The organism is Sphingomonas sp. R86520 (genome assembly GCF_042466285.1).
Lineage (GTDB): Bacteria > Pseudomonadota > Alphaproteobacteria > Sphingomonadales > Sphingomonadaceae > Sphingomonas.
Window position 1 is genome coordinate 2588481 of record NZ_JAXHBZ010000001.1, and the last position, 20662, is coordinate 2609142.

Below are 20662 nucleotides of genomic sequence, written 5' to 3' on the forward strand. Positions count from 1 at the left end.
GGCTCTGCGGATATCCATTCGTTATGTCGTCCGGCCGAATTGCTCCCATCCAGTGGCTTCGTGCACTCGCGGCGACGCTGGTGCTGATGATCCACGCATCGGACCTGATCGATTCGGGTCCGGTTGCCCTGACCGGCAAGTTCGCGCCATCGGTTCCCAACCTCGCCGTGTTCGGGGCGAGCGGGGTAGACCTGTTCTTCATCATCAGCGGCTTCGTCATGGCGCAGTGGCTATCGACGGCGGACCGCGATCCGTGGCGATTTCTGGCAAAGCGTTGGCTTCGCATCGTGCCGTTGTTCGCCTGCGTCAGTGCTGTCTACATGACGATAATGCACGACCCGCTGACCGTCCCGGCCGCGCTGATGTCGATCACTGTACTGCCGGTTTTCGATGGCGCTGGCTACCACGCGCCTGCGCTCTACCCCGGCTGGACGCTGGCGTTCGAGTTCGCCTTCTATGCTGTGGTCGCGGTCGCGATGCGTGCCTCGCGCCACCGTATCGAAACGCTGCTCGCACTGACCGTCGTCGTCGCCTTGGTAGGCACTGCGGTGGACCCGCAATGGGCCCCTGCGCGCGTCTTGCTCAATCCGCTCCAACTCGAATTCGCATTGGGCGTCGCCGTCTGGATGGCGTGGCGCCGCGGGATCACCGCTCGTTTTGCGGCGCCTGCGCTGGTCGCCGGAGTCGCGCTGTTGGCGACGGGCATTGCCTTCGGACTGGGTATTCCGCTGACACTACAGATTGATGTCGCAGTTTCCGGTGCCTCGGGCCTTGCCCGGACCTGGACCTGGGGTCTTCCCTGGACGCTGGTCGTGATCGGCGTGATCGACACGGTTCCGAACGGGCGGTTCGAACGGATGCTGGCGCGGGTTGGCGATGCGTCCTACTCGACCTACCTCACGCACCCTTGCCTGATCGCGCTGCTGTGGATGGTGGGCCAGTATCTTCCGACGCTTTCGCCATACGCGTTCGCGGCGGCGTTCGTCTGTGTCGCGACGATGCTCGGGCTGGCCGTCCATCGCTGGATTGAAAGGCCGCTTCTATCCCGCTTGATGCGCAGGCCGCAGAGGCAAGCCCGGCAAGCGCCGGTGCTGGCCTAGACCGGTATTATTCGCCGGCGTGCTCGGCGAGGACGGTCAGGCCCTTGGCGTTGACCTCGGCGAAGCCGCCCTTGATCGCAATGATTTCGGGGGTGCCGTTCTGCGTACGGTATACCTGCACGCCGCCGTCGCGGACCGTCGACATGAAGGGCGCGTGGCCTTCGAGGACGCCGAAATCGCCTTCGGTGCCGGGGACGACGACCATGTACACCTCCTCCGAGCGGACGAGCTTTTCTGGCGTGACGAGTTCGAAATGCAGCATGTCTGGGACCTTCTCCCTCTCCCCTGCGGGGAGAGGGTCGGGGTGAGGGGCAGTACCGGGGTGTGGCGCTTGTGGCAGCCCCTCACCCCAACCCTCTCCCCGGAGGGGAGAGGGAGCTAGAAAGGCTTAAGCTTCCGCGGCCATCTTCTCGGCCTTGGCGACGGCTTCGTCGATGCCGCCGACCATGTAGAACGCGCTCTCGGGCAGGTGATCATACTCGCCCTCGACGACCGCCTTGAACGACCGGACCGTATCCTCGAGCTGGACGAACTTGCCGCTGATGCCGGTGAAGACCTCGGCGACGTGGAACGGCTGGCTCAGGAACTTCTGGATCTTCCGCGCACGCTGCACGGTGAGCTTATCCTCTTCGGACAGCTCGTCCATGCCGAGGATCGCGATGATGTCCTGCAGCGACTTGTACTTCTGCAACGTCGACTGCACCGCGCGAGCCGTATCGTAATGCTCCTGACCCACCACACGTGGCTCGAGCAGACGCGAAGTCGAGTCGAGCGGATCGACCGCAGGGTAGATGCCCAGCTCCGAGATCGCACGGTTGAGGTTGGTGGTCGCATCGAGATGCGCGAACGACGTCGCCGGTGCCGGATCGGTGAGATCGTCTGCGGGAACGTACACGGCCTGCACCGAGGTGATCGAGCCCTTGTTGGTCGACGTGATGCGCTCCTGCAGCGCACCCATGTCGGTCGACAGCGTCGGCTGATAGCCCACGGCCGACGGAATACGGCCGAGCAATGCCGAAACCTCTGCGCCCGCCTGCGTGAAGCGGAAGATGTTGTCGACGAAGAACAGCACGTCCTGGCCTTCGACGTCGCGGAAATACTCGGCGATCGTCAGGCCCGACAGTGCGACGCGGGCGCGGGCGCCTGGCGGCTCGTTCATCTGGCCGAACACCAGCGCGACCTTCGAGCCCTCCGACTGCGGATTGCCGTCGGCATCCTTGGCGATGACGCCCGCGTCGAGGAACTCGTGGTACAGATCGTTACCCTCGCGGGTACGCTCGCCGACGCCCGCGAACACCGAGGTGCCACCATGCCCCTTGGCGATGTTGTTGATCAGTTCCTGGATCAGCACGGTCTTGCCGACGCCCGCGCCGCCGAACAGGCCGATCTTGCCGCCCTTCGCATAGGGTGCGAGCAGATCGATGACCTTGATGCCGGTGACCAGGATCGCGCTCTCGGTCGACTGGTCGACGAACAGCGGCGCCGAGGCATGGATCGGGGCGGTCGTCTCTGCGCCGACCGGGCCACGCTCGTCGATCGGCTCGCCGATGACGTTGAGGATGCGGCCGAGCGTCTTCGGGCCGACCGGCACGCGGATCTGCGAGCCGGTGTCGGTGACGGTCTGGCCGCGGGTCAGCCCCTCGGTGGCGTCCATCGCGATCGTGCGGACGGTGTTCTCGCCGAGATGCTGCGCGACTTCGAGCACGAGCCGGTTGCCATTATTGTCGGTTTCGAGCGCCGACAGAATGGCGGGCAGGTTATCGGGGAAATGCACGTCGACGACCGCACCGATGACCTGCGAAATGCGGCCGGTGTTGTTCGTGGCCTTGGGGGCGAGCGTGGTTCCGAGGGTCTCTGGGGCGGTTGCCATTGTCTGCTTCCTTGGACTTACTTGAGCGCTTCGGCGCCCGAGATGATTTCGACCAGCTCGGTCGTGATCGCGGCTTGGCGGGTACGGTTATACTGGATCGAGAGGCGCGTGATCATGTCGCCGGCATTGCGCGTGGCGTTGTCCATCGCGTTCATGCGCGAACCCTGCTCCGACGCCGCGTTTTCAAGCAGCGCGCGGAAAATCTGGATCGCGACGTTGCGCGGCAGGAGATCGGCGAGGATCGCTTCCTCGTCGGGCTCATACTCGACCACGGCCTCTGCGGGCGCACCCGACTTCGCTTCCGCACCGGGAATAGCCGATAGCGGGATCGGAATGATCTGGATGCCGGTCGGAACCTGCACCAAGGCCGATACGAACTTCGCGTAGAACAGGTGCGCGACGTCGAACTGGCCTTCGCCGAAGCGCTTGATCAGGTCCTCGGACACGGCCTGCGCGTCGCTGAACGCGAGCTTCTTGATCTGCCCCATCTCGTGATCGGCGATGATGTCGTTCGGATAGAAGCGTTTGATCACGCGCCCCTTCTTGCCGGCGACGTAGAACTTCACGGTCTTGCCGGCCGCGATCAGTTCCTCGGCCTTGCGACGCGCCGCGCGGACGATGTTGGTGTTGAACGCGCCCGCGAGGCCACGCTCGGACGTCGCGATGACGATCAGGTGGACCTGGTCCTTGCCCGTACCCGCGAGCAGCGGCGAGGCGCCCGGCGCGATGCCGACGCGCCCCGCGAGGCTCGCCATCACCGCTTCGAGACGCTCGGCATACGGACGCCCGGCAACCGCCGCGTCCTGCGCACGGCGCAGCTTCGCAGCGGCGACCATCTTCATCGCCTTGGTGATCTTCTGCGTCGACTTCACCGAGCCGATGCGGATCTTGAGGGCTTTCAACGACGCCATTTAGTTTCCTACCTCGTCATCCCAGCGAAAGCTGGGATCTCGTGCCACAAGCCGCTCACTGGCGGCCTGAGACCCCAGCTTTCGCTGGGGTGACGGTCAATTACGCTGATTATGCAAACGTCTTCGCGAACGCTTCGAGCGCTGCCTTCAGCTTGTCCTTCGCCTCGTTACCCAGGTCGCGGGTATCGCGGATCAGCTTCAGCACGTCGGCATGGTTCGCACGCATGTCGGCCAGCAGGGCCTGCTCGTAGCGGGTCACGTCGTTGACCGGCACCTTGTCGAGATAGCCGCTGGTGCCGGCGAAGATCGACACGGTCTGCTCCTCGAACGGCAGCGGCGAGAACTGCGCCTGCTTCAGCAGCTCGGTCAAACGAGCACCACGATTCAGCAGCTTCTGCGTCGACGCATCGAGATCCGACCCGAACTGCGCAAACGCCGCCATCTCGCGGTACTGCGCCAGCTCGAGCTTGATCGAGCCCGACACCTTCTTCATCGCCTTGGTCTGAGCGGCCGAACCGACGCGGCTCACCGACAGGCCGACGTTGATCGCCGGACGCACGCCCGAGAAGAACAGGTCGGTCTCGAGGAAAATCTGGCCGTCGGTGATCGAGATCACGTTGGTCGGGATGTACGCCGAAACGTCGCCCGCCTGCGTCTCGATGATCGGCAGCGCGGTCAGCGAGCCGCCGCCATTCGCGTCCGACATCTTCGCCGCACGCTCGAGCAGACGGCTGTGGAGATAGAACACGTCGCCCGGATATGCTTCACGGCCCGGAGGACGACGCAGCAGCAGCGACATCTGGCGATACGCGACCGCCTGCTTCGACAGATCGTCGTAGCAGATCAGCGCGTGCATGCCGCGATCGCGGAAATACTCGCCCATCGCGACGCCGGTGTAGGGTGCGAGATACTGGAGCGGTGCGGGGTCCGACGCGGTCGCGGCGATGACGATGGTGTATTCCATCGCGCCATTCTCTTCGAGCGTCTTGACGAGCTGTGCAACGGTCGAGCGCTTCTGGCCGATCGCGACATAGACGCAATACAGCTTCTTCGACTCGTCATCGCCGGCGTTGGCGATCTTCTGGTTGATGAACGCGTCGATCGCGACGGCGGACTTGCCGGTCTGGCGATCGCCGATGATCAGCTCGCGCTGGCCGCGGCCGACCGGGACGAGTGCGTCGATCGCCTTGAGCCCGGTCTGGACCGGCTCGCTGACCGACTGGCGCGGGATGATGCCCGGTGCCTTCACTTCAACGCGGCTGCGCTCGGTGGTGTTGATCGGACCCTTGCCGTCGATCGGGTTGCCGAGGCCATCGACCACGCGGCCGAGCAGCTCCTTGCCGATCGGCACGTCGACGATCGTGCCGGTGCGCTTGACGATGTCGCCTTCCTTGATCTCGGAATCGCTCCCGAAGATCACGACGCCGACGTTATCGGCCTCGAGGTTGAGCGCCATGCCCTGCACGCCGTTCGAGAATTCGACCATCTCGCCGGCCTGGACGTTGTCGAGGCCGAAGATGCGCGCGATGCCGTCGCCGACGCTCAACACCTGGCCGGTCTCGCTGACCTGAGCCTCGGTGCCGAAATTGGCGATCTGATCCTTGATGATCTTCGAGATTTCTGCGGCGCGGATATCCATTAGCTTAGCCCTTCATCGCGTGCGCGAGAGTGTTGAGACGCGTCTTGATCGACGAATCGATCATCTGGCTGCCGACGCGGACGACGAGTCCACCCAGCAACGATGGGTCGACGCTGAGGTCGACGGAAACTTCACGGCCGACCCGCTGGCGGAGCTGATGCTTCAGCTCGATCACCTGCTCGTCGGTTAGCGGATGCGCGGACGTCACCTCGGCCGCGATCTCGCCGCGATGCTGCGCGGCAAGTGTCCGGAATGCCTTGATGATCTTCGGCAGCGCGCCCAGCCGGTGGTTCTCGGCGAGGACGCCGAGGAAGCTCTTGGTGGTCGCATCGACGCCGAGTTCGTCGGCCACTGCCGACACTGCCTTTACGGCCGCGCCACGCGACACCATCGGGCTGGACGTCAGCGTACGGAAGTCCTCCGACTGCGCGAGCGCGTCGCGCACGTTCGCCAGGCTCGACTCGACCGTGTCGATCGTCTTGGCGTCACGCGCCAGTTCGAACAGGGCGAGCGCATACCGCCCACCTAAGCTCGCCTGAATAGCGCCGCCGACGTTACCGGGAATTGTCTCCACGGACCTTTGAATCCTCGCCTGAAACCGAAAATAGTGCCGCCCCACGGGGGAAGAGGGCGCGAAAGCACCTCTCATGGGACGCGGCGCGGGTAGCATCGGGTTCGCGGATTGGCAACCCGGCCGGACGCCCCCGGCGGTCGGTTTGTGACTGTTTTGTCATCCCTTCGGACTAGTCCTCGCTGCGCGGCCATGCGTAAGGAAGCGGTGTTGTGGGGTTTGCCGTTCGGTGGACCACCCCGGCCTGTCGCCTGCGCGACGCGTATTTCTGATAAGGATTCGAGAATGACCGGCACGATGGAAACGATGACGATGTCCGACGGCGCGACCGTTGCAGTCTATCATGCGCAGCCAACCGGGGATCGCCGCGGCGGTGTCGTGCTGGTGCAGGAGATCTTCGGGATCACCGATCACATTCGCGATCTGTGCAACGAATATGCCGCCAACGGTTACGAGGTGCTTGCGCCTGCGCTGTTCGACCGCGAGCATCCCGGTTTCGAGGCCGACTATTCGGGCGAAGGCCTCGCGCGCGGCGTCGAACTGGCGCGGCAGCTCCACCCGTTCGACCTGTCGCTGAAGGACGTCCAGACCTGCATCGACACGCTGGCGCCGGCCGGCCCGGTGTTCGTGGTCGGCTATTGCTATGGCGGTTCGGTCGCCTGGTTCGCCTCGACCAAGCTGACCGGCGTCGCGGCAGCGAGCGGCTATTACGGCAGCATGATCCCGGCCGCGGCGGACGAGGAACCGAAGGTGCCAGTGATCCTGCACTTCGGCCGCCACGACCACGGCATCCCCATGGAGGGCGTCGAGCAGGTCATCGCCAAGGATTGGCCCAACGCAACGGTGTATGTCTACGAGGCGGGCCACGGCTTCAATTCGGATCGGCGCAAGGATTTTCACGAGCCAAGTGCGAACCTCGCGAAGCAGCGCACGCTAGAGTTGTTCCACGCCAACGGCGGCTGAGCTTCCAGCTGCCCCACACGACCAACACCACCCCGGCGAAGGCCGGGGCCCAATTGGAAAGGTGGCAGTAATTGAGGGGCGCGCTCAGTTAGCGACGTTCCCCCAATTGGACCCCGGCCTTCGCCGGGGTGGTGGCTTTGGTTAGATGGTGGCTCTGATAAAGGGCCAGGAGAGAGCAAAGGTCCTAGGCCCAGGCTAGCACTAAAGACGTGAAGGCAGCCCCTGCCTCCTTGTTCTCCCGCGAAGGCGGGAGCCCAGTCTGGATCCCCGCCTTCGCGGGGAGACAACTCCCTGTAGCTCCGCCGAAATTACTTCCCCGGGTAATCCGCCCCAAGGCTGTCGGCCTTGTGCGCCTCGATCTCCTTCAGCCGCTCCGCCATCTTCTTCGTCACCGCATCATACCCCCAGGCCCCCAGCACCAGATGCCGCGGCGGCTTCGCATCCTCGGTCAGCGCGATCATCGCCTCGCCGGCGCGCACCGGATCGCCCGCCTGCGTCCCGCTAACCTCGCGCGTGCCGTCGAGCCGCTTGCCCGCCGTCTCCGCATAATCGGCGATCTTCACCGGCGTCTGCTTCAGCGAACGCCCGGCCCAGTCCGTCCGGAACGGCCCCGGCTCGACGCACGTGACATTGATGCCAAGCGGCTGAACTTCGGCGAGCAGCGCGTCCGACCACCCCTCCACCGCATGCTTCGACGCGGCGTAGTAGCCCGAGCCCGGGAACCCGACCAACCCGGCAACCGACGTGATGTTGATCACATGCCCGCTCTTCTGCGCCCGCATGACCGGCAGCACAGCGCGAGTCAGCGCAAACAGCCCGAACACGTTCGCATCGAATTGCGCCCGGATCTGCGAGTCCTCACCTTCCTCGACCGACGCCTGATAGCCATAGCCTGCATTGTTCACGAGTACGTCGATCCGTCCGAACTTCGCCTTGGCCTGCGCCACGGCATCGTCGATCTGCGCCTGCTCCGTCACGTCGAGCGACAACGCGAGCGCACGATCCTCCGCGCCCTCCGCCAGATCGGCGACCCGGTCGGCATCCCGCGCCGTGACCACCGCACGCCAACCGCGCGCGAGCACGAGCTTAGCGAGTTCGCGACCGAAACCGGTCGAGCAGCCGGAAATGAACCAGACGGGCGTGTCGGAGGCCATGAGACGTCTTTCGTTATGGGGTATGCCCAAGAGAACGGCCGGGCCTAAGATTGGCTCCCACTTTGAGCGCAAGCCACGGGATGCACCAGCGCCACGAACGCTTATACCCCCCTTATGACCAGCGCTCCCCGCCCCGATGACGACACCGCCTGGAGCGCGTTCGACGCCCGCGACCGCGCATGGGACGGCCGGTTCGTCGTGGCTGTGAAGACCACCGGCATCTACTGCAAGCCGAGCTGTCCCGCCCGTCATCCCAAGCGCGAGAACGTCACTTTCCACCCGGACCCGCCGAGCGCCCGCGCCGCCGGCTTCCGCGCCTGCCTGCGCTGCACTCCGGACGAAGTCGGCCGCGACCGCATCGCCGTCGCCGCCGCGGTCGCGCTGCTCGAAGCCGCCGAAGACCGCCTTTCGCTGGACGAGGTCGCCGCGAAAGTCGGCTACGCGCCGCATCATTTCCACCGCCTGTTCAAGCGCGCCACCGGCGTCACCCCCGCCGCCTACGCGCGTGCCTTGCGCACCGGCCGCGCGGCCAACGCCCTATCGGAGGATTCGACCGTGACCGAAGCGATCTACGACGCCGGCTATTCCGCCCCCAGCCGCTTCTACGAAGCCGACGCCAAACGGCTCGGCATGGCGCCCAGCGCCTGGGTGCGCGGCGGTGAGGGCGTCACGATCCGCTGGACGGTCGCCGACACGAGTCTCGGCGCCCTGTTCGTCGCCGCCACCGACAAGGGCCTCTGCCGCGTCTCGTTCGACGAAGACGCCGTTGAACTCCACCACCGCTTCCCCAACGCCAAAATCGAACCGGGCGACGCAGCCCTATCCGACTTAGCCGCGCAAGTCGTTGCGGCAGTGGAGTCCCCCGAACGCGACCACGACCTCCCGCTCGACGTCCGAGGCACCGCATTCCAGGAAGCCATCTGGCAGGCCTTGCGCACGATCCCGCTCGGCGAGACCCGGACCTACAGCGAACTCGCAGCGCTAGCCGGTCGCCCCGCTGCGGTCCGCGCCGCCGGCACCGCGTGCGGCCAGAATCCCGTATCGATCGTCATCCCCTGCCACCGCGCCCAGCGCATCGGCGGTGCGCTTGGCGGTTATGCCTACGGACTAGACCGCAAACGCGCATTGCTAGCTTCGGAAGCTCAGCGCGCAGACTTGCAGGAATAGACGAGCTTTTCGTTCGGCAATGGCGGCAACGTCGCACGAACCGCCGCCTGCTGCCCCGCAAGCCGGCCGAGCGCAGCATCGTCCATGTTGCACACGTTCGGCACGACACCACGCGCTGTCCGCGCCGCGGTCATCCCCGCCGCCGACATCAGATAGCGCGTATTGGAATACACCCGCGTCGCCGGATCGAACGACAGCACGGACACGGTCTGCTCGGTGTCCGGCACCAGCACACGGTCCCACCGTCCATTCGCACCGACATATTGCGTCTTGCCGTTCATGCAGCCCTTCGCACCCCAGTCGATCGGCACGTCCTCGCTGGACGAGATCGTGATCCGGCTGCGCTCCGGGATCAGCGTGCACATCAGCTTGCCGAGCGCCGCATCGGGCGTCGATATCTGCGTCTTGGGCAACGCCGACAACGGCACATCTACCTCGCCGGACGGCCGCAACACGAACACCACGATTGCGACCAGGATACCGGCGCTGCCGACCCCGAGAGCCCAGACCGCCCGCCGCCGCTCGCCGCGCGATTCGAGCAGACCTGCGCTCCCGATCACCAGCGCGCCCGCCACCAGCAGCAGCCCGGCGATCGCCATGACGTTCTCGCGCGCACGCCCGGCCTCGGTCCGCGCCTTCTCCAGCGCAACCTCGCGCGCCATCGCATCCTGGGTAGCCGCATCACGCTTGGCCGACGCCGCATCGGCGGTGGTGCGCGCATCCGCGTCGCTGTCCTGCCGCAACCGATCCTCGATCGACGTACAGCCCGTGCCGATCGACGCATAAGGCTGCTTCGCATCGCGCAGGAATCCTGACAGTTCGGTATCAGCAATCGCAAAGCCGAACGTCGAATCCCCCTCTTCGCCGCGGGTGATGGCCGAATTTACTCCGATCACCCGCCCACAGCGATCGAGCAGAGGGCCACCCGAATTACCCCGCGCGATACTCGCCGTATGCAGCAGCACTTCGACATTGCTCAGCACGCGCCGCCCCGAAAGCACGCCCTCCGATCGCACCGGCGTCATCGGCCGAATATAATCCGCCGCCGATCGCGCCGTCGCCAGGTCTACGTTGCCGGGGAAGCCGAGCGACACCACCGGATCGCCCTCGCTCATCGGCCCGGTATACAGCGCACTGGGCGGCAGACGCGCGCCAGTGAACTCGATCAGCGCCAGGTCGCGCTGCGAATCATAGGCGATCACCTTGCCCTGATAGGATTTGGTGCCCTCTGTGGGCACGATGCCGACGACGACGTTGTCGGGATAGCGCTCCGCGAGGTCGACGACGTGCGCGTTGGTGACGATCCGGTTGGGCGCGATCGCAAAGCCGCTACCGTGGCCGAAACCCACCACCTGATCGTCGACCACCGCGATCGTCACGACACGCACCACACCGCGGCCGGTTGCAGCGATGTCGTCGGCCGAGGCGGAACTGGCCAACCCAAAGGTCAGTGCGAGAAGGAGCAACAGGCGGATCATGCGCCAGCCTTCGTAGAGTTCGCGACGGCGATCAACCCTCGGCACGGACGTGGAAAACACGGTCTGCACCACCTGCCTGATTTGGTTAGTCAATTATCAAGCCTTCGCGGTTAACCCGATGCGTAATCATCCAGGGATTCGGGTATGAGTGCATTCGGTCGTCGCAGTGGCATAAGCGGAGGGCAGTCGGCCCGGCCAGCATTCGGCGTCGCGCGACCGATGCAAGGCGGCGGCGCCGCGCCGCGCGCCGATACCGAAGGCGGCGCCCAGTTTCCGCCGATCGACGCGTTCCCCATGCCCGGCGAATCGGACGGGTTTGGGCCCGGCACGATGCCCGGCACGCAGATGGACGCGATGCAGCGCCTATCCGATCGCCAGAACGCCAGCGGCGAAGCGGGCAACAGTCGCGTCGAGGGCTTCGAACAGTCGATCCACAAGATCAAGGAACAGGTCCTTCCGCGCCTGCTCGAACGCGTCGATCCGGAGGCGGCGGCGACGCTCGGCAAGGACGAGCTGGCCGAGGAATTCCGGCCGATCATCGGCGAGGTGCTTGCCGAACTGAAGCTGACGCTCAACCGCCGCGAACAGTTCGCGCTGGAAAAGGTGCTGGTCGACGAACTGCTCGGGCTCGGACCGTTGGAAGAGCTGCTGGCGGATCCGAACATCACCGACATCATGGTGAACGGCCCCGAGCAGACGTACGTCGAGCGCAAGGGCAAGCTCGAACTCGCGCCGATCCAGTTTCGCGACGAGGAACACCTGTTCCAGATCGCGCAACGGATCGTAAACTCGGTCGGTCGCCGCGTCGACCAGACCTCTCCGCTGGCCGATGCGCGCCTCAAGGACGGCTCCCGCGTCAACGTGATCGTGCCGCCGCTGTCACTTCGTGGCACCGCGATCTCGATTCGTAAGTTCTCGGCGAAACCGATCACGCTGGATATGATGGCGGGCTTCGGCTCGATGTCGCCGAAGATGGCGACCGCGCTCAAGATCGCCGGCGCCTCGCGCTTCAACGTCGTGATCTCGGGCGGTACCGGTTCGGGCAAGACGACGATGCTCAATGCGTTGTCGAAGATGATCGATCCCGGCGAGCGCGTGCTGACGATCGAGGATGCTGCCGAGCTTCGCCTGCAACAGCCACACTGGCTCCCGCTTGAAACGCGCCCCGCCAACCTTGAAGGCCAAGGCGAGATCAGCATCCGCGATCTCGTCAAGAACGCGCTGCGTATGCGACCTGACCGTATCATCCTCGGCGAAATTCGTGGCTCCGAGTGTTTCGACATGCTTGCGGCCATGAACACGGGTCACGACGGCTCGATGTGTACGCTTCACGCCAACTCTCCCCGCGAAGCACTCGCGCGTATGGAGAACATGGTGATGATGTCCGACATCAAGGTGCCGAAGGAAGCCATTTCGCGCCAGATCGCCGATTCGGTTGAACTGATCATCCAGGTGAAGCGCCTCCGCGACGGCTCGCGCCGGGTGACCAACATCACCGAGGTGATCGGCATGGAGGGCCCGGTGATCGTCACGCAGGAGCTGTTCAAGTTCGAATATCTCGACGAGAGCGCCGACGGGAAGATTCTGGGCGAGTACCGGTCGATGGGCTTGCGGCCCTACACGCTGGAGAAGGCGAAGCAGTTCGGCTTCGATCAGGCGTATCTCGAGGCATGCCTGTAGCGCCGCCATCCCCCTGAGTACTGCCCCCCGGCGGAGGCCGGGGCCCAGTTGGAAAGGTTAGAATAACGGCGCGCCGTCCGCCGTCATCACCGTCCCCGGCTAGACCCCGGCCTCCGTCGCGGTAGTAGATATTCGCTCGTGCTTGTTGATGCACGACTTCGAGCCCCAGCGAACGCGGCCCCCCAAGGATCGCCAACGCCACCGTGGGCGACCCTGGACACCCGCAATCGCGGGAGAACGACGTTAGTCCGAGCGGCTATAGCGGCTGGAAGTTCGCCCCCGCTTGTACGGAACCGCCGACACGCTAGGGACCATCCCAGATGCGCCGCGCCCTCTTTGCCCTCGTCCCGCTGCTCGCGGTCCTGATCGTCTCGGCACGCGAGCCCGCCAAACCCGCCCCCGCCGCCATTTCGCCCGCAGCACGCGACCGCGGGGTCTACCATCTCGCCGACGATGCCGAGGCCCGCTGGGTGCCGTTCGATCTCACCCCCGGCAACCAGATCCGCTTCACGATGCAGATCGACGGCCGCAACGTCACCGCGATCCTGGATACCGGCGTCAGCTACACGTTGCTGGCCAAGGCCTCTCCGGCCGTCGACACCGCCAAACTGGTCGCAGGCGGGAGTGCACGTGCCATCGGCGGGTCCGTCGAGCTTGGCTGGATGCCGACGCGGACGCTGGCGATCGGCGGCCTCGCCAGAACAGGCGGCGGCGTCACCGTCACCGATCTCCCCGCGATCGCCACCGGCAGCGTCGCGGCCGTAGACCTGCTGGTCGGCGCGGACCTGCTCGCCGGTCACGCGCTCGACATCGATTACGCCGCGCGAAAATTCCGGCTGCTGCCTTCGGGACGTCTTCCGTTCAAAGGCGAAACCGCGCCGCTCCGCGTGTCTGCGGCGCGCAGTGTCTATGAGAGCACGGCGAAGCTCGGCAATCGCCGGTTGGCGCCGATGATCGTCGATACCGGCGATGGCTCTGCGGTCACGGTGACAGCCGCAGGTTGGAAGGCGGCGGCGCTGACCGTGCCATCGACGACCGCGATCTCGTTCGGGCTTGCGGGCGCCGCCGTCAGCGGGCTTGCGATCGTCCCCGATCTGCGCGTCGGCGACATGCTCGCCCGCTCGGTCGAGGTCCGTGTCGAGCCCGCCAACGGCTTTTCGCAATCGGTCGGCGCCGCCGGTCGAATCGGATCGGGGTTTCTCCAGAATTACCGCGTCCTGCTCGATCCCGGCGCGCGCCGCATGGTGCTCAGTCGCGGGCCCAAGGCCGACACCGTCCCGCTTCGCTCCACCAGTGGATTGCTGCTCGGGGTCGAGAAAGACCGCCTGAAAGTGCTTCACGTGATGCGCGGCGGACCAGCGGCGGCGTCCGGCTGGAAAGACGGTGACCTGATCTGTGCGATCGACGGCACGCCGATCGCCGCCGACTATGCCGCCAAGCCTATCGCAACCTGGTCGATCGGCGCGCCGGGTCGAGTCGTCGAACTCGGCCTGTGCGACGGGTCCTCACGCGCGCTGACGCTCAGCCGTTTTTACTGAGACTGAAGAACCGGCGCGCTCGGACTAAAACGCCCGGCTATTCGAAGACGCTCTCTTTTAGCATGCGCCCGGCATCAGTTTTTGAACGCCAGTCCGATCGTCACCGCGAGCGCGATCAACGCCAGCATCTGTACTGTCGGCCAGTCGACCCAGCCGACCGAGTCCGGATCGCGACGCAGCCGCCGGCGCCGCTCGCCGAGCCCCGCGACGATCGCCAGTGCCAGCAGTCCGCCACTCGCACTCCACAACATCGGCGTCATCGGCAAAACCAGTCGCTCAGCCGAGTTTCTCGACCTTTTCCTGCAACTTGGACAGCTCGTCGCGCAGAGCCGCGATCTCGTCGTCCTTGCTGGCAGCGGGTGCTGGCGCGACTGGCTTCAGCGCTTGGGCTGCGACATCGAACATCGCCATGTTGCGCTTGGCGATATCGGCGAACGGCGAGTTCGCAAACGCCCCCTCGACCGCCGACTTGAACTGGTCGTGGTTGCGGCGGAAGCTGTCCATCGACGCCTCCAGATACCCCGGTACCATCGTCTGCATCGAGTCGCCGTACATCGAGATCAACTGGCGAAGGAAATTGACCGGCAGCATCGTTTCGCCGCGGCTTTCCTCCTCCATTATGATCTGTGTTAAGACGTTGTGCGTGATGTCCTCGTCCGTCTTCGCATCGACGACCTTGAAGTCGCGACCCTCGCGGGTCATCGTCGCAAGGTGATCGAGCGTGATGTACGATGAAGACTCGGTATTATAGAGGCGCCGATTGGCGTATTTCTTGATAATGACGATTCCGTCGGCAGCCGGTTGCTTCTTCATGGATCCCCCGTCTTATGTTTGAAACGGAGGCTACAGTCTTTGATGACGCACCGCAACACGGTGTGCAGCATGGCCCCAGACCATTGCCGTTGTTCCTCGGCGTGCTGCGCAGCGAAACCGCCGCATCACCCGAACGGATGGCGCGTGCGCTTGCAGGTTTGCGCGCGTATCAGGCGGCTCCACGAGAGAAACGCGCGGCGCCGAAGCCTGCGGTCTACCAGTCGGGCCGGGTCGCGTTGCGGGATTACGGGGGCGAAGGCCGCCCCGTGGTGTTCGTCCCGTCGCTGATAAACCCGCCCGACATCCTCGATCATTCGCCCGGGTCTTCGCTGGTGCAATGGACCGCCGCGCAGGGGTTTCATGCGTGGCTGGTCGACTGGGGATCGCCGGGTAGCGAGGACCGCGACCTCGATCTGGCGGCGCATGTCGAACGCTTGCTGGTCCCGCTGCTTCAGGCACTGCCCGAGCCACCGGTACTCGTCGGCTACTGCCTCGGGGGGACGCTCGCGCTTGGCGCTGCCGCGGTCACCCCCGCCGCCGGAGTCGCGACGATCGCAGCACCCTGGCACTTCGATGGCTATGGCGAAGGGCGCCCTGCGCTTGCTGCGACCTGGGCTACGGTTAAATCCGCCGCGGCACTGCTCGGCCTTCTGCCGATGGAAGTACTTCAGGCGGGCTTCTGGCAACTCGACCCGGCACGGACCATCGCCAAATACGAGACGTTCGCCGACATGCCCCTCGACAGCGACGCGGCGCGAGCATTCGTCCGGCTCGAGGACTGGGCGAACTCGGGCGCTCCTCTGCCCTATGCCGCTGCGGCCTCGCTGTTCGAGGCCTGCATCGCCGACGATCTTCCTGGCAAAGGCGGCTGGCTCATCGGCGGTACCCCGGTCGATCCGCTCGCCCTACCCTGCCCCGCCGTCGAGTTCGTGTCACTGAGCGACCGCATCGTTCCCGCTGCGACCGCGATCGGTTTCGCAGACCGCCGCGATCTGGGCGCGGGCCATGTCGGCATGATCGTCGGCCGTTCCGCGCGCCCGCGCCTCTGGGAACCGCTCGCGAACTGGATCGCCGCGCTCGACTGACCTACATGGGATCCAGACAAAGAGGATTCCGACATGACTGACCCACGCTCCACCGACGTCGTCATCACCGCCGCCAAGCGCACGCCGGTAGGCAGCTTCCTCGGCGCGTTCGCTTCCACCCCAGCGCATGAACTCGGCCGCATCGCGATCGAAGCCGCGCTCGAACAGGCCGGCGTCGCCGGTGAAGACGTTTCGGAAGTGATCCTCGGACAGGTCCTGACCGCCGCACAGGGCCAGAACCCCGCGCGCCAGGCGTCGATGGCGGCCGGCGTGCCCAAGGAAATCCCCGCCTGGGGTGTCAATCAGGTCTGCGGCTCGGGCCTTCGTGCCGTCGCGCTAGCCGCCCAGGCGATCCAGACCGGCGACGCGACCATCGTCGTCGCCGGTGGTCAGGAGTCGATGTCGCTCTCCGCGCACGCGCAGTCGATCCGCGGTGGCCAGAAGATGGGCAATCTCAGCCTCGTCGACACGATGGTCAGCGACGGCCTGACCGACGTCTTCAACGGGTATCACATGGGTATCACCGCCGAGAACCTTGCCGAGCAATATCAGGTCACGCGCGGCGAACAGGACGCCTTCTCGGTCGCCTCGCAGAACAAGGCGGAGGCCGCGCGCGGCTCAGGGAGGTTCAAGGACGAGATCGCCCCCGTCACGATCAAGGGCCGCAAGGGCGACACCATCGTCGCCGACGACGAATATATCCGCGCCGGCGCGACGATCGAGAGCGTCTCGGGCGTGAAGCCCGCCTTCAAGAAGGACGGCACGGTAACGGCTGCGAACGCCAGCGGCCTCAACGACGGCGCCGCTGCGTTGGTTATGATGAGCCGAGAAGAAGCCGAACGTCGCGGCTCGACCATCCTCGCGACGATCAAGAGCTGGGCATCGGCCGGCGTCGACCCGTCGGTGATGGGCATCGGCCCCGTTCCAGCCACCAAACGCGCGCTAGAGAAGGCCGGCTGGACGCTTGCCGACCTCGATCTGATCGAGGCGAACGAAGCCTTCGCCGCGCAGGCGCTGTCGGTCGGCAAGGAACTCGGCTGGGACGCATCGAAGGTCAACGTCAACGGCGGCGCGATCGCCATCGGCCACCCGATCGGGGCAAGCGGCGCCCGCGTCCTGACGACACTGATCTACGAAATGCAGAAGCGCGACGCGAAGAAAGGCCTGGCCACGTTGTGCATCGGCGGCGGCATGGGCATCGCTATGTGCTTGGAACGGTAGGACGTTTCGAATGTTGCATCTTTGTAACACGACAGTACGAAAAGCACCGTTCTGTTCATGAAAGCGTAATATTCCGTTGCACGAGCGCCCCCGTCTCGTCAGCTTGAAAACGTCAGGCATATATGCCGAAACGGGGGCTTTTTCATGATGTTATCTCGCTTTTTGGGTGCAACTGCACTTGTCGGTGCGCTTGCGGGGATACCGAGTATCGCATTCGCGCAGACCGCGACTGATCCGGTCACCGTGCCGACGCAAGACGTCGCTCAGGACCAGGCTGCGCCGCAGAACGACGAAATTCTGGTAACCGGTTCGCGCATCGCGAGCCCGAACGGTCAGTCCGCCGTTCCGGTCACGAGCGTCAGTGCCGTAGAGCTCACCACGACGGCCAAGACATCCATCGGCGACGTCCTGAACGACCTGCCGCAGTTGCAGAGCACGTTCAGCCAGGCGAACTCGACTCGCTTCCTTGGCACCGCGGGCCTCAACCTTCTCGATCTGCGCGGCCTCGGCACACAGCGTACGCTGGTTCTCGTCAATGGCCGCCGCCATGTCGGTTCGGACATCCTGAACAACGCGGTCTCGGTCGACACCAACACCATCCCGACCGACCTGCTCGAGCGCGTCGACCTCACCACCGGCGGCAACTCGGGCGTCTATGGTTCGGATGCACTGGCCGGTGTCGTCAACTTCATCCTGAAGGACCATTACGACGGCCTGCAGATCCGCAGCCAGGGTGCAATCAGTCAGCGCGGTGACGCGGGTTCCTATTTCGGTAGCGTTCTTGCCGGCAAGAACTTCGCAGACGGTCGCGGCAACATCGCCGTCGATCTCGAATATTCGCGTCAGAACGCGCTGTACGCGTCGGACCGCAAGAATCTGCGCCATGCAGACGGGTTTGTGTCCACCGACTCCGATGCTGCCGGCGTCGCTGCGGGTCAGACCAACCTCAACTCCGACGGCATCCCCGATGCGGTTTTCTTCCGCGATATCCGCTCGGCAACCATCTCGGCTGGTGGCCTCGTCGCTTTCGCGAGCCCCACAGGCGCGTGCGGACGTGACAACACCCCGACCGCGGCCTTCAACAATGCGGGTCGTCCGTTCTCGTGCAACTACCTGTTCCAGTCCTCGGGCGGCCTGTCTCAGGAAACCGGCTCACGCGTCGGCCTCGCCGCCACCGCGGGCACCGGCACCGCCGCCAGCCCGCTTCGTGCCAGCGCGGTTCCAGCCGGCTCGTATCTCGGCGGTAACGGCGACACCCGCCGCGAAGGCCAGCTGATCCAGATCCTGCCGGAACTCAACCGCTACTCGGCGAACCTGATCGGCCATTTCGAAGTTTCGGACGCGTTCGTCCCCTTCATCGAAGCCAAATACTCGCGCACCGATTCGGTCGGTCAGGGCAGCTCGGGCCCGGCGTTCTACACCGGCAGCACGTTGGACGCGCTGTACGAGCGTCCACGTCTGGACAACCCGTATCTTTCGGCGGACGCGCGCAACACGATCGCCGCACAGATCATCGCGAGCGGCATCAACCCGACGACCAACGCGCCACTGACCGCAGCGAACATCACGGCAATCAACAACGGTTCGTTCCGCTTCATCCTGCGCAAGAACCTGACCGATCTCGGCGTTCGTACCGAAGAAGCACGGCGTGAAACCTACCGCATTGTCGGCGGCGTCCGCGGTGACTTCAACGATGACTGGCACTACGAGCTTTCGGGGAACTACGGCGAGTTCCACGAGAAGACCAAGGTGCTGGGCAACCTGAACACGCAGCGCGCATTGCTCGCACTCGACGCGGTCACTGGTCCAAACGGGCAGATCGTCTGCGGTTCGCAGACGTCCGCCGCCCGTGCGGCTTCGATCTCGCAGGCCGTGGGTGCAAACCTCGACGGGGACGGCAACCTGAACTCTGCCGGTCAGGCGATCCTGAACGCCGACATCGCCGCCTGTAAGCCGCTCAATCCGTTCGGCACGGGCAACATCTCGCAGGCTGCCAAGAACTACGTCCTGCAGGACACCGTCTCGAGCGGCAAGATTACGCAGCTCGATATCAACGGCTTTGTTTCGGGCGACCTGAGCCAGCTGTTCACGCTGCCCGGTGGCGACATCGGCTTCTCGCTCGGCGGTGAGTATCGTCGTGAGACCGCCTATTACGAGCAGGACCCGTTGGTTTCGGCCGGCTACACGTTCTACAACGCGATCGGCAAGTTCGACCCGACCTCGTTCGCGGTGAAGGAAGCTTACGGCGAAATCCGCGTTCCTCTGCTCAAGGATATCACGCTTATCCGCGAGTTGACGCTGAGCGGTTCGGGGCGCGTATCCGATTACAAGGGCTCGGCTGGCACCGTGTACGCCTATAGCGGCAACGCCACCTACACACCGGTCGACGGCATTCGCTTCCGGGCGAACTACTCGCGGTCCGTCCGCGCGCCAAACCTCTCGGATCTGTACTCGCCGCAGTCGCAGAACTTCGCGACGGTCGCCGATCCGTGCTCCGCTCGCAACCTCGCGGGTGGGACGCAGTTCCGCGCCGCAAATTGCGCAGCAGCGGGCATCCCGAGCACGTATGACTATGTCTATGCTCAGACGCTCGAGATCGTCAGCGGCGGCAACCCGGATCTGGATGTCGAGAAGTCGGACTCCTACACCTATGGTGTGGTCATCCAGCCGACCTTCACGCCAGGCCTGACGCTGTCGGTCGATTACTACAACATCAAGGTCAACAACGTGATCACCGCGCCGTCGGCACAGGGGATCATCAACAGCTGCTACGATTCGCCGACGACGGCCAACCAGTTCTGCTCGCTGTTCCAGCGCGTCGCTGCTGGCCAGACCGGACCTGCCGGCGAAGAAGCTTACCGCGTCGTCGAGGGCAGCCTTCAGCAGACCCTGCTGAACTACGCTAAGCTGCAGGTTCGCGGCATCGACGTCGACCTGAACTACAGCCACACCTTCGGCAACGTGCGTCTGAACAGCCACATCGTCTACACCCACGTGTTGACGAACAGCTCGTTCACCGATCCGACGCAGCCGGGCTTCGCAGACACCGTCGTCGGCGAGATCGGTTCGCCCAAGGATCAGGTCAACTGGAACCTAGGTGCGGACTTCGGGACGATCTTTGGCAACCTGCAGATGCGCTACATCACTAAGCAGTCGGTTGGCGCCATCGAGAACCATGAGAGCTTCCAGGGCCGCGTTCCCCAGAACCTCGACGATTATGACATCCCTTACTACCCGGATGTGTTCTACATGGACGTCAAGCTCGGCGTTAACATCACGCGCGATACCAACTTCTACTTCGGTATCGACAACCTGACCGACCGTCTTCCGCCGCTCGGCTCGACCGGTATCGGTGCAGGTACGGCGATCTTCGAACCACTGGGCCGCAAATTCTATGCAGGGTTCCAGGCCAAGTTCTGATCGTCCGATCGAACATGGCGTGACGCGGGGGTCGGTGGTTTCCACCGGCCCC

General features: G+C 64.8%; 17 protein-coding genes. 8 read left to right on the forward strand and 9 right to left on the reverse strand.

The window, feature by feature from the left end:
- Positions 1 to 23 precede the first annotated feature (23 nt).
- Entirely contained in the window at positions 24 to 1100 is a 1077-nt protein-coding gene (locus SJY41_RS11790) for an acyltransferase family protein (RefSeq protein ID WP_380781908.1), read from the forward strand.
- A gap of 7 nt (positions 1101 to 1107) precedes the next feature.
- Here SJY41_RS11790 and SJY41_RS11795 read toward each other — a convergent pair whose 3' ends face one another.
- From SJY41_RS11795 to SJY41_RS11815, 5 genes are all read right to left on the reverse strand, one after another.
- Entirely contained in the window at positions 1108 to 1362 is a 255-nt protein-coding gene (locus SJY41_RS11795; RefSeq protein ID WP_093399766.1) for an ATP synthase F1 subunit epsilon, read from the reverse strand.
- Positions 1363 to 1488: 126 nt separating this feature from the next.
- Entirely contained in the window at positions 1489 to 2970 is a 1482-nt protein-coding gene (atpD, locus tag SJY41_RS11800) for a F0F1 ATP synthase subunit beta (RefSeq protein WP_380781910.1), read from the reverse strand.
- 17 nt (positions 2971 to 2987) lie between these two features.
- Positions 2988 to 3881 carry a F0F1 ATP synthase subunit gamma gene (locus SJY41_RS11805; RefSeq protein WP_380781912.1) on the reverse strand — a complete coding sequence of 298 codons (894 nt, stop codon included), beginning with the start codon at positions 3879 to 3881 and terminating at the stop codon, positions 2988 to 2990.
- A 109-nt stretch (positions 3882 to 3990) separates the two neighbouring features.
- Positions 3991 to 5520 carry a F0F1 ATP synthase subunit alpha gene (atpA, locus tag SJY41_RS11810; RefSeq protein ID WP_380781914.1) on the reverse strand — a complete coding sequence of 510 codons (1530 nt, stop codon included), beginning with the start codon at positions 5518 to 5520 and terminating at the stop codon, positions 3991 to 3993.
- A gap of 4 nt (positions 5521 to 5524) precedes the next feature.
- Positions 5525 to 6094: a F0F1 ATP synthase subunit delta gene (locus SJY41_RS11815; RefSeq protein WP_380781916.1), complete on the reverse strand. Its 570-nt coding sequence runs from the start codon at positions 6092 to 6094 to the stop codon at positions 5525 to 5527.
- Positions 6095 to 6376: 282 nt separating this feature from the next.
- On the opposite strand from SJY41_RS11815, the gene SJY41_RS11820 reads away from it, so the two are divergent.
- The gene (locus SJY41_RS11820; RefSeq protein WP_380781918.1) at positions 6377 to 7054 is read left to right on the forward strand and encodes a dienelactone hydrolase family protein; all 678 of its coding nucleotides are present in this window, start codon (positions 6377 to 6379) and stop codon (positions 7052 to 7054) included.
- 308 nt (positions 7055 to 7362) lie between these two features.
- Here SJY41_RS11820 and SJY41_RS11825 read toward each other — a convergent pair whose 3' ends face one another.
- Positions 7363 to 8208, reverse strand: a complete 846-nt coding sequence (locus SJY41_RS11825) for an oxidoreductase (protein WP_380781920.1) — start codon at positions 8206 to 8208, stop codon at positions 7363 to 7365.
- 114 nt (positions 8209 to 8322) lie between these two features.
- Between SJY41_RS11825 and ada the strand changes: the two genes are divergently transcribed.
- Positions 8323 to 9375 (forward strand): bifunctional DNA-binding transcriptional regulator/O6-methylguanine-DNA methyltransferase Ada, encoded by a 1053-nt coding sequence (ada, locus tag SJY41_RS11830; protein ID WP_380781922.1) that lies wholly within the window; start codon positions 8323 to 8325, stop codon positions 9373 to 9375.
- Here ada and SJY41_RS11835 read toward each other — a convergent pair.
- Entirely contained in the window at positions 9351 to 10946 is a 1596-nt protein-coding gene (locus SJY41_RS11835; protein ID WP_380781924.1) for a S1C family serine protease, read from the reverse strand. The two genes, ada and SJY41_RS11835, sit on opposite strands and share 25 nt — an antisense overlap.
- A 51-nt stretch (positions 10947 to 10997) precedes the next feature.
- On the opposite strand from SJY41_RS11835, the gene SJY41_RS11840 reads away from it, so the two are divergent.
- Together SJY41_RS11840 and SJY41_RS11845 are read left to right on the forward strand one after the other, a co-directional pair.
- Positions 10998 to 12533 (forward strand): CpaF family protein, encoded by a 1536-nt coding sequence (locus tag SJY41_RS11840; RefSeq protein ID WP_380781926.1) that lies wholly within the window; start codon positions 10998 to 11000, stop codon positions 12531 to 12533.
- A gap of 320 nt (positions 12534 to 12853) precedes the next feature.
- Complete coding sequence (locus SJY41_RS11845) at positions 12854 to 14071, forward strand: hypothetical protein (RefSeq protein ID WP_380781927.1); 1218 nt, start codon at positions 12854 to 12856, stop codon at positions 14069 to 14071.
- 74 nt (positions 14072 to 14145) lie between these two features.
- On the opposite strand, the gene SJY41_RS11850 is transcribed toward SJY41_RS11845, so the two are convergent.
- Both SJY41_RS11850 and phaR read right to left on the reverse strand, forming a co-directional pair.
- Complete coding sequence (locus tag SJY41_RS11850; protein ID WP_380781929.1) at positions 14146 to 14331, reverse strand: hypothetical protein; 186 nt, start codon at positions 14329 to 14331, stop codon at positions 14146 to 14148.
- 16 nt (positions 14332 to 14347) lie between these two features.
- Positions 14348 to 14884 (reverse strand): polyhydroxyalkanoate synthesis repressor PhaR, encoded by a 537-nt coding sequence (phaR, locus tag SJY41_RS11855; RefSeq protein WP_380781931.1) that lies wholly within the window; start codon positions 14882 to 14884, stop codon positions 14348 to 14350.
- 83 nt (positions 14885 to 14967) lie between these two features.
- Here phaR and SJY41_RS11860 point away from each other — a divergent pair, with 83 nt between their 5' ends.
- The 3 genes from SJY41_RS11860 to SJY41_RS11870 all read left to right on the forward strand — a co-directional run bounded on the left by SJY41_RS11860 (position 14968) and on the right by SJY41_RS11870 (position 20610).
- Positions 14968 to 15969: an alpha/beta fold hydrolase gene (locus SJY41_RS11860; RefSeq protein ID WP_380781933.1), complete on the forward strand. Its 1002-nt coding sequence runs from the start codon at positions 14968 to 14970 to the stop codon at positions 15967 to 15969.
- A gap of 33 nt (positions 15970 to 16002) precedes the next feature.
- Positions 16003 to 17190: an acetyl-CoA C-acetyltransferase gene (locus SJY41_RS11865; RefSeq protein WP_380781935.1), complete on the forward strand. Its 1188-nt coding sequence runs from the start codon at positions 16003 to 16005 to the stop codon at positions 17188 to 17190.
- A gap of 144 nt (positions 17191 to 17334) precedes the next feature.
- On the forward strand, positions 17335 to 20610 hold the full coding sequence (locus SJY41_RS11870; RefSeq protein WP_380781937.1) for a TonB-dependent receptor domain-containing protein: 3276 nt from the start codon (positions 17335 to 17337) through the stop codon (positions 20608 to 20610).
- Positions 20611 to 20662: the final 52 nt, after the last annotated feature.